The sequence below is a fragment of the Xenorhabdus indica genome, assembly GCF_014467235.1.
In the GTDB taxonomy this organism is placed as follows: domain Bacteria; phylum Pseudomonadota; class Gammaproteobacteria; order Enterobacterales; family Enterobacteriaceae; genus Xenorhabdus; species Xenorhabdus indica.
In genome coordinates, this window is sequence record NZ_NKHP01000005.1 from 76,946 (window position 1) to 89,876 (window position 12,931).

Annotated in this window: 6 protein-coding genes, 1 tRNA gene and 2 pseudogenes; 3 read left to right on the plus strand and 6 right to left on the minus strand. The window is 42.8% G+C overall.

The features are described from left to right. Positions 1-313: 313 nt before the first annotated feature. From Xind_RS05725 to Xind_RS05740, 4 genes and pseudogenes are all read right to left on the minus strand, one after another. Entirely contained in the window at positions 314-1,126 is an 813-nt protein-coding gene (locus Xind_RS05725; protein WP_187649640.1) for a hypothetical protein, read from the minus strand. Between the two features lie 1,052 nt (positions 1,127-2,178). After that, positions 2,179-4,511 (minus strand): annotated as a pseudogene (locus Xind_RS05730) (toprim domain-containing protein). A gap of 243 nt (positions 4,512-4,754) precedes the next feature. Next, positions 4,755-5,959, minus strand: a pseudogene (locus tag Xind_RS05735) (tyrosine-type recombinase/integrase). A 164-nt stretch (positions 5,960-6,123) separates the two neighbouring features. Further along, positions 6,124-6,208 (minus strand) — tRNA-Leu (locus Xind_RS05740). 387 nt (positions 6,209-6,595) lie between these two features. Here Xind_RS05740 and ampH point away from each other — a divergent pair. After that, positions 6,596-7,849, plus strand: a complete 1,254-nt coding sequence (gene ampH / locus Xind_RS05745) for a D-alanyl-D-alanine-carboxypeptidase/endopeptidase AmpH (protein ID WP_052189369.1) — start codon at positions 6,596-6,598, stop codon at positions 7,847-7,849. A gap of 445 nt (positions 7,850-8,294) precedes the next feature. Here the strand turns inward: ampH and lptG are convergent, their stop codons facing one another. Continuing rightward, positions 8,295-9,371 carry an LPS export ABC transporter permease LptG gene (gene lptG, locus Xind_RS05750; protein ID WP_047678828.1) on the minus strand — a complete coding sequence of 359 codons (1,077 nt, stop codon included), beginning with the start codon at positions 9,369-9,371 and terminating at the stop codon, positions 8,295-8,297. Next, positions 9,371-10,471 carry an LPS export ABC transporter permease LptF gene (gene lptF / locus Xind_RS05755; protein ID WP_047678831.1) on the minus strand — a complete coding sequence of 367 codons (1,101 nt, stop codon included), beginning with the start codon at positions 10,469-10,471 and terminating at the stop codon, positions 9,371-9,373. The genes lptG and lptF overlap by 1 nt, the downstream gene beginning before the upstream one ends. 280 nt (positions 10,472-10,751) lie before the next feature. Between lptF and pepA the strand changes: the two genes are divergently transcribed. Continuing rightward, positions 10,752-12,260, plus strand: coding sequence for a leucyl aminopeptidase (pepA, locus tag Xind_RS05760; RefSeq protein ID WP_047678834.1), 1,509 nt, complete (start codon positions 10,752-10,754; stop codon positions 12,258-12,260). A 165-nt stretch (positions 12,261-12,425) separates the two neighbouring features. Next, positions 12,426-12,920 carry a DNA polymerase III subunit chi gene (locus Xind_RS05765; RefSeq protein ID WP_047678837.1) on the plus strand — a complete coding sequence of 165 codons (495 nt, stop codon included), beginning with the start codon at positions 12,426-12,428 and terminating at the stop codon, positions 12,918-12,920. The last annotated feature ends 11 nt before the right edge of the window (positions 12,921-12,931 follow it).

Sequence of the window (12,931 nt, forward strand, 5' to 3'; positions counted from 1 at the left end):
TCCTTACCCCGCGTGACACGCGGGGTAAGGAACGCCGCATGCTGATACTCTCACTATTATGAAAAGGTATATAGTTTTACCTGTTATTTTCCTTACAAATACGTAATACGAATAGCAGGTTTAAATATATGGTTTTATCATGTTATAATTACCAATATGACAGATAGGATGCAAACTAGAATATATGATGCTTGGCATACACTATTAAATAAATACCCGTAAAAAATTAATTAAATAAAAGTATTGTATAATAACAAAAGCACCTATTCAGGCGCTTTTCATATAATTAATAATTGAATCATATTATTTGGGGTTATTCTTCTTTCGGGGTGTAATTCCAACCGGACGAACCACCGAAAGTAGCACCACCATAACCACTGCTTTGAGTGCCTAGCGTACCCGAAGATTTAGCACCAACACCAAGTGCTCCTTGCACTTTACCTGCTCCATTTAAAGGAATTAATCCTTTAGTATTCCTCATCTGCTGCTTAAAACTCCATGTAACATCAGTGATAATCATGCTTTTCTTAAGTGTATCAATATCATTCATATATATTCGCAATGAATACGGGATCGTAAAATCCTCAGTATAATTGATAGAAAATATATTTTTTCTTTTAAAAACTGCGCTGCCCGCGAAATTAAGTGCTTTAACGGAGTGAGTTGTACAATTCACTCCAGTTACATCATAAGTATCAATTATTTTCCCAAATCTCTGAGTGGATTCGGGTGCGGAAGTTCCACCTATATTTTTACCTGTGTACCATAGCCCTTTAAAATACCTAGTTATTGCAAAAATATCAGCATCTCTAATATTATAAACTTGAGCTTCCATTCTATAAAGCTCAGTTGACATATATTCTATTGCTTCATTATTTTGCAACCAAATCAAAACACCATCACCAGTTATTCCTAATGGCCCAGTATCGGCATAACGACCATAGGTAAATACACTTATTCCACTTTCGGCATGAACAGAAATAAATGTATGGCCTGTACCCTTTGTTTCTACCCATAAAAAAACACCCTTAGGTAGCCACCGACAAGTCGTGTCATACATATTTAATGTATGAGAGTCGAATTTGTCTAAAATTCTTGATTGTCTGATTATATCCCTATTATTCATTTGTTTTTTATCCTTGCAAGAATATAAATAATAACCATTGAGACAGGAAATGAAAATAATACCAAATGCATATCATAATTTTTAATAAATTTAAAAAAATTCGGTAAATTTAAGACGTAAATAAACGTAGATATATTATTTATTAGGGCAATTAAGAAGACAGAAAAAATCATTCTCAAACTGTACTTTAATTTATTTCGGAAAAAGAATATTGTGGCACATAAGACAAACAGAAAATTGTTAGCCAGCATTACATAACCTGTGATCTGAATGAAAAAAGACAATTCAGATGGGGTGTACTCCTTGTTTGTCCACAGAGTTATTACTTCTTTTATAGTTAAATCAATAGAAATAAATCCTACATTACTAAAAATAAATAAAATTGTTATTATCAGTATATTGAGTAATGACTTAATCCACATTTAACCCTCCCTATCATTTTTGCCAGTTCTAAAACCAACCTAGCTAAAAAATTCTTTATCTTACCAATAGTAATTGCATGTTTTTGATACACCGCAGGACAGGATATACCAGAATTATTTATATATTCTAGTATAGGTGACAATAAAGCATGAAAATCGTGATTAATATCGTATATTAAACAAATAGATATGGTTACCTGTGTTACATTTTGTTTAAGACGATAGATTCAAACCACACTGACGCGCTACGCTTGTCTTCTCTGAGTTACCGGGTTAATGTATTAGCCCGGAACTCAGAGATCCGAAAAAACACCTGCCAGAGAAAAAATTTTTATCTACCCCCCTATTAAAGAATTAGTAATAAAACTGTTCACCCTGTTCACCTTTAAATATTTTTATTTAAATTCATATTATTAAGTGGTGATGACTTGAAATCAAACTCATCACCACTCTTCACCCAACCGTTCACCTTGAACCGGAAAATAAGGTGAACAGTGATGAATAGTTGTGAACAGTTTTAAAATAACTATTCACCCTGTAATATTTTGATATATCTGGTTTAAATTATAGGGTGAATAGTGGTGAACACTTTTTTATATTTCTTTGGAAAACGATTATAATCAGAAGAAATTATTCTTCTGGCAGGCTATCCTTTGTCAGTTTCGGCATCCATTCGATAGCAGCATCAATATCTAGGCTCAGATTGCTACGAATACCTTGTTTGCTTTTCTTGCGCAGGTAATGCTGACCGTACTCCACCAGTGCGCCCGGCATATCCATACCAAAACGAGTTACAGAAACAGGTTTATTCAGGTTATTACCTTTCATTAAGCAAGGTAGGCGTGATAAAGATATTTACGGGGATTGAACGGCATAATTTCTGCATTGCCGATTAACAAACCGTCAGTTTCATGGGAAGCTATAAGATAACCGCAGAAATCGACCAGTGAATCTGTGCCACGCTTAATATCCAGCGCTTCTGCTGATTTCTGTTGCTCTGCCAATAAGTGCCTTGCAGCTTGTGGATCATCGAACCGATGCAACAAATGCCGGATAATAACAGGCAATTCTGCCGCGATTTTATCCCGTAGGAGTGGATCATGCTCGTTTTCTGGCACAACTTCGGAAAAGTTGAAAATCACACGGCGGCGCGATACTCCACCACTGCGATCACTGAAACTCATGGCATTATTGTTTACTGCCAATACCACCGCTGGAATACGAGTTGAATAGGGCTGTTTGTGCTTCGGATCGATAGCAACTTCATCACCACCCGTGATTGCCTTGATGCCGGAACCATCGCCCACATAGCGAGTTTGGTCTGGCAGGATAATCAGCGAATAACCGACAATCAACGCCCGTTCCCGTGAGTTTTCCAGTGCTGCCATACTTGCGGAAACGGTATTACCTTTACCTGCCAGCATGGAACAAATTTCGGCAAAGATACTTTTGCCACTGCCTCCGGCTCCGGTGACTTCCAGAAAAAGTTGCCAGTCATAACGATTCGCCAGCACCATAAATAACGCAGCAAGTACCCGATCAAATTTGTTTTCGCAATTGGCTGTTGCTCGATTAAGCCAGCGCCAGAATTGTGGCGCATGGTCTTGGAGGGTTTCCCCCGAAACAGGGGACTTGAACGGAATATCATTAGCAAGCAATAGCCAATCACTTTTATGATGAAGTCGGAACTGGCACGTTTTCAGGTCAAACACACCATTATTGAACCCAATTAAGTGGCGTTCTGGCGGTTGCATCATGGGAAGCTGTAATTTCAGGGCATCCACGGCAGAGCTGATACCATGTGGTGAGTACGGTAGTTTCTCTTCCATAAAAGCAGCGACCATTTCCCGTTTTAAATCGCGGTCACTGACTGGACGCCAGACAATGCCGTCATAGTGATGTACGGTTTCCGAAGCGCCATCCAATGCTAAATCTCCATCATAGCGCGTCAGTAATACTTCTCCGCGTTGGCTGGATCCCATCTGACATAATGTCAGTTTTGAAGGTTCGGCATCATTAAACTGTATGGTCACTTTTTTCTTTGACGATTTAGGCTGATAAATCCCTTGAGAAAAAGCCTGCTTTGCCATATCCACACCATGTTGCTGGCGATAATCGTCCCAATCGGCTTTGTACTCAGTTGGTGGTAACGTTACCCATCCATTTATTATTTTGGCGGTTTTTTCTGCTGCAATTTTGCCAACATTCTTTTTCGGTTTACCGTTCTTATCCAACTCATCGGGAAGATGCCAATCATTATCTGCGGCAATAATGATTTTCGAATCAGGCCAGTGTTCTCGGACTGATTGAGCGACAGAGAACAAATTACCTGCATCTATTGCAGCCAGAACGGTGCCTTGATGTAATTGGCTAACGGTCAATGCCGTGGCGTAACCTTCGGTAATGATCACTGTGTCTGGATGTTCTCCCAACTTTGATAATGCAATAAAAGCACTTTTCTTTTGGCTACCAGACAGTAATTTCTTTGTTCCATCCAGTTTGATGATCTGCGCACCTGTAACTTTTTTATCCAGTGTGATCAATGGCAATAATAACGAACCATCTTTCAGTAATCGCTGGTTAGAACAATGCAATCCTTTTGCGGTTAAATAGGGAGATTCTCCGGCGACAGTTAGCGTCATTAGTGCCGCTACTCTTTCGGCAATTGGCTGTGTTGTTTGAATGGTTTCTTTGGCTGGTTTATATTCTGGCAAAGGCAACGCCAGCACGTTAGCCACAACTTTAGCAGCTTCCGTAATCGAGATCCTGTTGGTTTTTGCCACTAAATCCAGTCCATCGCCATAGTTTGGGGCGTCACACTGGCGGCAATGCCAATTGCCATTATGGTGATCATCAATAAAGTGAAAATGGTCAGTACCGCCGCAAATAGGACAGGCGCCATGTTTGCCTTTTGCGGGAATATCAACACCACAGGCAGGTAGAAGATTTTCCCAATGATACATAGCAGATTTTTTCACGGATTGGATTAGGTCGAGCGGTTTTTGTCCGCCTGTTTTATCTGAATGTGTAAATTTAGGGTGAGTTTGGGTATGCTGTATATCAGCCATCATCGTTACTCCTAATAACGGTCATTGGTTAGACGCCTCAGATGTGTATCAGCACACTGGGGCGTTGTTTTTTTATGTCATTCTTTTATGCAATATGTAATTGGTTATCCCATAAGTAAAAAATTTTCGTTGATCAAGCTACTGATTTTTTCTATCACGAAACGGTTTGGCAAAATCATAAGGAGTTACAAATTGCTCCTTGTTAGCATCCAGATAATCCGCCCACCATTGCACCATCAGCCGCCGTTCATCCAAATGTTTGGATGTGTGAATATACGCCGCCCGGACATTATTTCTTTCTATATGGCTTAGCTGGCGCTCGATTGCGTCATCACTCCACAGGCCAGACTCTCCCATTGCACCACGTGCCATTGTGCGGAATCCGTGTCCGCAAACTTCTGTTTTGGTGTCATAGCCCATTGTACGTAACGCATTATTGACGGTGTTTTCACTCATTACTTTCTTTGGATCGTGATCGCCGGGAAACATTACCCCACTTTCTCCGCTCAGGTTGTGCAAAGTTTCGATAAGCGAAATAGCCTGACGACTCAACGGTACAATGTGTTCTGTTTTCATTTTCATACCACGTTGAGAATGCTTAACACCATCAATGGGTTTTCGTGTCGCGGGTATATGTCAGACAGCCCTTTCAAGATCGATTTCTTCCCAACGGGCGAATCTTATTTCACTGGAACGAACAAATGTTAATAAAGTCAGTTCTACTGCAATTTTGGTCAGTAAGCGCCCACGGTAACAGGAAAGACGAGTTAAAAATTCAGGTAGGCGTTCATGAGGCAATGCAGGGTGATGTTTGGGTTTTACTATGGTGAGAGTGCCAGCCATATCATTGGCAGGGCTATATCGTGTTTGCCATCAGTATCAACGGCTTGGATCGGTGCTAACAGTTGGCTGGTTCGCAAAGCGCGAATATCGAGAGTACCAATGTAGGGGAAAATGTATTGCTCGAAACCTCGCATAATTCGGTCTCTATGGTCTTCACTCCACCGTTTATTGCTGGCGTGCCATTCACGGGCGATCCGTTCAAAGGTATATGCACCCTTTGATTCGGCTTGTGCGTCTTTTTTCTCTGCTTTGGGATCAATCCCTTGAGCGAGCAATTTTTTAGCTTCATCCCGTTTAGCGCGAGCATCAGCTAATGAAACGGCAGGATAAACACCAAAGGCCAACCGATCTTCTTTTTTGTCGGTGGGACGGTGATACTTCATGCGCCAGTATTTAGAACCGCGCGGCGTGATTTCGAGATATAAGCCAGCGCCATCCGCTAATTTATAGGATTTATCTTTAGGTTTCGCAGTCTCGATTTGTCGGGCGTTTAGTTTCATTTTTGGGGCACATTTAAAATCGAAGTGTAGGTGCCCCAGATTATGCCCCTTGCTACATGTTGATTGCAACAGACTGGAGTAGACGTCAAAATAACGTAATTTTTTGACTTATTGGGATTTTCAGGGAGTTTGTAGACTTGGGTAGACGTTAGGAAACTAACGAATGGTGCCGAAGGCCGGACTCGAACCGGCACACCCGAAGGCGGTTGATTTTGAATCAACTGCGTCTACCGATTTCGCCACTTCGGCACTGAAGGGTTCGGAAAACGAGGGTCATTATACTTGTCAGAAGACCATTCGCAACACTTATCCTTCCAATTTTGTTCAAGTGCTGAAAAAAAAGGCAAATCTATCTGTTCCGCCACAAAAAAGCACAAATCTCAACCTTCATTCATTCTATTTAACATCAATCAACCCGTTATAACGCCTTATCACCAATAGACAACCCTTAAACACCTTATATAATTCAAAGCAAAACACTGTCGTGAGGTAAATAATTATGACTCTTATCAATTGGATCTTCGCTGGTATTCTGTTGGGTTTCATTATCGGTGCTGTTATTGCGATATTTAAAAAGAACAAATAACGGTTTTGTCCCACTCACTTGATTACGCTCCCTGACTGGTTAATCCAAAAATGAACAAACGGCTCTATAAATTTTGTATAGTTTCCGCTCTTTCATTGGCGCTTTCAGCTTGTGCTACCTCTGGTCATTCACACCAGAGCAAAACTCAGCGCCCAAGTTCACAGTCCACAACAAAATGGGAAGTGTTTGACGGCAATGCCTCCAGCCGAAAACTAGCTTCAGCACTGGTTGAACAGTATGCCCAGTCAATCTTTGATGAAGGTAACCCGTTAGGTATGGCAATGGTGGTTATTGATAATAATCAGGTCATGCATCGCAGTTTTGGAGAAACTTATCCAGGGAGTGGCATTAAGCCAAGTCAGAATTCTTTAATTCGTATCGCTTCTCTCACCAAATTGATGACCAGTGAGGTGATGATCAAGCTGGCAGAGAAAAAACGGATTAGGATCACCGACCCATTGCAAAAATATTCTTATTATGGCGTGCATGTACCAAACTTTAGCGCAAATCAACCAATTCGGTTATATCATCTGGCAAGCCATACCAGTGGGCTACCACGGGAACAACCTGGCGGAAAGTGGGGGCGTCCGGTGTTTATCTGGCCAACACAATCCAATCGTTGGACTTGGCTGAAATCCGCTGAGATAAATGCTGTTCCTGGCACAACGGCTTCTTATTCCAATCTGGCCTACGATTTATTGGCAGATGCGCTTTCCAAGGCGACAGGAGAACCTTACCCTCGCCTTCTGCGAGAAGAAATTACCCATCCTTATAAGATGAAAGATACCACTCTGACTCCTACCCAAACTCAATGTGCCCGGTTGATGGAAGGGGTCAAATCCAGTCCCTGTATCAGTACTATTGCCGCAGCAGGCAGTGGAGGAATTTATTCTACCCCCGCCGATATGCAGCGTTGGATGCAACAGTTTTTATCTTCTCACAATCAGTTGAGGAAGCAGACAGCCAGCCGTGAACAGGGTATCTACTTTAAACGCGCCGATTTGACGTCAATCAAAGGAATGGATGTGGCAGGCCAGGCCGATGGTATCGGACTCGGTTGGGTTTATATGAATAGCAAGAAAGATATTCCGGGTATCTATCAGAAAACTGGCGGTGGTGGCGGGTTCAATACTTATATGGCGATGATCCCTGAACAGAATATCGGAGTATTTTTGGTAATGACCCGCAAAGAACACAGTAAGTTCCATCGTGTTACTAAGGGTGTGAATGAGCTGATCACTGCGCTGGCACAGAATCACAATTCAAATTCAGCACTTCCCTCATTGGTAAAAAGTAATCAATAAAAAATACCAAGCTGAGCTTTACTGGCGTAAGCTCAGCTTGGTTGCATTATCACTATCCTATTTTTGGACATTATCATTGTTCTTTTTTACATATTCTTCTATCGCTGAAGGTCTAAAAATCATTCTCCATGCGTTAATGGGTTCATAATCAGATGCTAATATTTCTTTCTTAGAACTTATTGCCTTAATTTTTCCATTAGTAGCAATCTGGAGAATGTAGCTGCAAAAGAATCGGTAAACCACCCCTTATCCGTTGAATGGCATGAAGATTTGGTATCATTGCTTTCGCCAGCAAATCATTACTCCGAGCCATTATGCCGGGAACAATATCATAAAAACGCTTATGGAATAAAATAGAAATCACGATATTTAATGATGAAAAATCACTCTCACTTTTGAAAACGAGAGCGATAAATCAACTTAATGATATGTCAGTTTGACACGGTTATTTTCGGTACAAAAGTAAATAAATACTCACTACAAAGAATAACAAACTTGGCAACAGTGCTCCCAATACGGGTGGCATACTATAAACCAAGCTGAGTGGGCCGAATATCTCATTCAGGACATAAAAGATAAAGCCAGTACTTATCCCCACTACAACCCTTAATCCCATAGGAACACTACGCAATGGGCCAAAGATAAAGGAGAGTGCCATCAGCATCATGACCGCAACGGATAACGGGGCAAAGATCTTTTTCCACATATTGAGTTCGTAGCGCCCGGCATCCTGCTGACCCTGTTTCAGGTAAGTAATATATTGATGCAGACCACGAATGGAGAGTGCAGCAGGTTCAAGAGCAACAACCCCCAGTTTTTCTGGTGTCAGCCAACTTTTCCAGTCAGCAGAGATACGCTGCGAACCAGTGATCCGACCGAACTGACTTAAATCAGACTCTTCAACCTGAGACAACTTCCACTGCTTGTTGTCCTGATCATACACAGCAGACGCTGCATACCTCACGGATAACAGTTTTCTTTTATCATCAACATGATAAATACTTATACCATTCAGGGAATTATCTTTACCCACATTCTGAATATAGACAAAATCCTGACCATCCTTTGTCCAAATCCCTTTAGCAGTGGAGACTAAAGAACCATCATACATCTTTTGAGAACGGAAGTTACGGGCAATTTGTTCACCTTGTGGAGCCACCCATTCACCGATAACCATCGTCAGCAGAACCAGGGGGATCGCGGTTTTCATTACCGAGCCAGCCACTTGTAAACGGGTAAAACCAGCAGCCTGCATGACGACCAGCTCACTGCGGGTTGCCAACGCGCCCAAGCCCAAAAGTGCACCTAACAATGCTGCCATCGGGAAGAAAATCTGGATATCTTTGGGAACGCTCAGCAGCGTATAAATACCGGCAGAAAGAGCAGTATATTCCCCCTGACCGACTTTACGAAGCTGATCAACAAATTTGATGATGCCTGACAGTGACACCAGAGTGAACAGTGTCATCAGAATGGTTTGTAGGATCGTCCGCCCGATATATCTATCTAATACACCAAACATCACGCCGCTCCTTGAGTCTTAAAGCGTGAACGCAGCTTACGCATTGGGACGGTATCCCATACGTTGAGCACCAGTGCCAACGCAAAATACACACCGTTCACCAGCCACATCCAAAACAGAGGGTTAAGTTTGCCCTTACCGCCATTGGAATGGAGAGAACTTTGCAGCAGGAAGAAAATCAGATAGAGCAACATGGCTGGCAACATACTGAGCACACGTCCCTGACGCGGGTTGACTGCACTGAGAGGAACAACCATCAGCGCCATGACCAAGACAGAAACAATCAAGGTTAAACGCCAGTGGAACTCTGAGCGGGAATCCGGATCGTTGCCATGCCACAGCTCATCCATTGATTTTTGTTCAACTTTGCCGCTGTCAATTTCCGGGCTTTGGTGCCCTATGACGGCCCGATAGTTTTGAAATTCTGTGATGCGGAAATCACGTAACAATGCAGTACCTTCGTAACGAGTTCCTTCATGCAGTACCGCTACCTGATTGCCATTCGGTAACTCTTCCATATGCCCACCATCAGCAATAACCACAGAAGGCCTCTGGTTATGTACTGGTCGAAGCTGAGCAAGGAATACATTCTCAAAATTATTTCCTTTGACGTCACCGATATACAACACCATGTTACCATCTCTGGACGGTTTGAACTGCCCTTCCATTATCGCCGCAAGGCTTGGGTTTGCTTTTGCATCCGCCAGCACTTGTTCCTGATATTTAGATGACCATGGCGTGAACCAGATAACATTGGCCGCTGCCAGCATTGCGGTAAGCAGAGCCAGGATGAGCGCTGATTTCACCAACACACCTTTACCTAAACCACAGGCATGCATGACGGTGATTTCGCTTTCCGTGTAGAGTTTGCTAAATGTCATTAATACCCCAAGAAACAAACTCAGAGGTAAAATTAGCTGCGCCATTTCCGGCACACCTAAGCCTAACAAGGATAAAACTAAATTTGCGGGAATATTACCTTCTACTGCCGCACCCAATACCTCAACTAATTTCTGACAGAAAAAGATCAGCAATAAGATGAAAAGTATTGCGATTTGGCTTTTCAGGGTTTCCCGTACCAGATATCTAATGATGATCACGCTTATTACGCCTGTGAAAACTTGTCTTTTTGCAGGAAAGTCGCTAACTTCGTCGTATATCTACCATTTATATGAATCAGTTTGGCTTTCCCATTGCTAAAATGATACCAAAGCATTCCATATATTCGTTCTCAATTAGAGCACAGTTATCGTTAGTTAAGTATCTAAAATTAATATGCTTAGCTTAACATAACAGAGAACTTTATTTGGGATGATTTAACGCGGAACGTGGTATTTTAGCGATTGTATCTGTCTTTGTCTTTAAGATTCAGGAGAACGCATGGAGTTTAGTGTAAAAAGCGGTAGCCCGGAAAAACAACGCAGTGCGTGTATTATTGTCGGCGTATTTGAACCGCGCCGTCTGTCCCCTATCGCAGAGCAACTTGACAAAATAAGTAACGGTTATATTAGTGCCTTACTGCGCCGCGGCGAACTTGAAGGCAAAGTGGGCCAAACCCTATTGCTGCATCACGTTCCTAACGTGCTGTCTGAACGAATTCTGTTGGTTGGATGCGGAAAAGAGCGTGAACTGGACGAGCGCCAGTACAAGCAGATTATCCAGAAAACGATCAGCACCCTTAATGAAACCGGGTCAATGGAAGCGGTCTGTTTCTTGACAGAATTACACGTCAAAGGGCGCAATAACTATTGGAAAGTACGTCAGGCTGTCGAAACAGCAAAAGAATCTCTGTATGTTTTCGATCAGCTTAAGAGCAGTAAAAATGAACTGCGTCGCCCTTTGCGTAAGATGGTTTTCAATGTGCCGACTCGCCGTGAATTGACCAGCGGTGAACGCGCTATTCAGCATGGTCTTGCCATTGCATCCGGTATTAAGGCGACAAAAGATCTGGTCAATATGCCACCCAATATCTGTAATGCTGCGTACCTTGCATCACAGGCACGCCAGCTTGCTGACAGTGCTGACAATCTGATCACCAAAGTGATTGGTGAAGAACAGATGAAAGAGTTAGGCATGAATGCCTATCTGGCAGTGGGACAAGGTTCGCAGAACGAATCTCTGATGTCAGTGATCGAATATAAAGGCAGCAAAGATCCCAATGCGAAACCGATCGTGTTAGTGGGTAAAGGGCTGACTTTCGATTCCGGCGGTATTTCTCTCAAGCCAGCCGAAGGCATGGAAGAGATGAAATGCGACATGGGAGGAGCCGCTTCTGTTTATGGTGCGATGCGCGTTGTTGCAGAACTGCAATTACCTATTAACGTTATTGGGGTATTGGCAGGATGCGAAAACATGCCCGGTGGTCATGCTTATCGCCCTAGTGACATTTTAACCACCATGTCCGGTCAGACTGTTGAAGTCACGAATACGGATGCGGAAGGCCGTCTGGTATTATGTGATGCGCTGACATATGTTGAACGTTTCGAGCCAGAACTGGTTATTGATGTTGCTACTCTGACAGGCGCTTGCATGGTTGCGTTGGGAAACCACTACACAGGCTTAATGTCCAATCATAACCCGCTTGCACATGAGCTACTGAACGCGTCAGAACAAGCGGGTGATCGTGCATGGCGTCTGCCACTGGGGGACGAGTATTCCGAACAGTTAGAATCCAATTTTGCGGATATGGTCAACTCGTGCGGACGTCTTGGCGGCGCAATCACTGCCGGTGCTTTCCTGTCCCGATTTACAGCTAAATACAACTGGGCACATCTGGATATTGCCGGTACAGCATGGCGTTCAGGTAAGACAAAAGGAGCAACGGGTCGTCCAGTTGCACTATTGTCACAATTCCTGTTAAATCGTGCAGGTCTGAATGCGGATGATTAATACCCAGACTAGCCATTTTTTGCATAAAGGCTAACGCAAAAGGTATTAAAAAAGTCAACGGGATTGAGGGTATTGCGACAGCAATACCCTTTTCCGTCACTTTGCCTATCATTTTTTCTGTAACTTGTTTTCTGTAATCATGAGACATTGTCAGTAAAAGAATTTATGAAAAATGCTACTTTCTATTTATTGGAAAAGCTGTCACCGGAAAAGCTGTTATTGGAAAAACCGTTACAGAAAGAATCATCGTCTTTTGATGAATTGCAGCCGCATGAATGGCTGGCATGTCAGTTGGCTGCTGATCAATGGCGTGCAGGGAAGCGGGTTCTGATTGCTTGTGAAAGCCAACAGCAGGCCGAAAAACTGGATGAAGCACTATGGCAACGAGAGCCAGGTCAATTTGTGCCACATAACCTGGCTGGAGAAGGCCCCCGCTATGGTGCCCCTGTGGAACTTTGCTGGCCGCAAAAAAGAGGCAATGCTCCCCGTGATATTTTGGTAACACTACTTCCTCATTTTGTAGACTTTGCCACAGCTTTCCATGAAGTGATAGACTTCGTCCCTATTGATGAAAATCTGAAACAGTTAGCGCGCGAACGATATAAATCTTATCGTAGCGTCGGCTTTAATTTGACCATGGCAACCCCGCCAACCTATTAAATATCAAGATA

Coding starts and splice junctions, on each gene's coding strand:
- Xind_RS05725 (WP_187649640.1), bottom strand. CDS start 1,126: ATGAATAATAGGGATATAATCAGACAATCAAGAATTTTAGACAAATTC.
- ampH (WP_052189369.1), top strand. CDS start 6,596: ATGAACAAACGGCTCTATAAATTTTGTATAGTTTCCGCTCTTTCATTG.
- lptG (WP_047678828.1), bottom strand. CDS start 9,371: ATGTTTGGTGTATTAGATAGATATATCGGGCGGACGATCCTACAAACC.
- pepA (WP_047678834.1), top strand. CDS start 10,752: ATGGAGTTTAGTGTAAAAAGCGGTAGCCCGGAAAAACAACGCAGTGCG.
- Xind_RS05765 (WP_047678837.1), top strand. CDS start 12,426: ATGAAAAATGCTACTTTCTATTTATTGGAAAAGCTGTCACCGGAAAAG.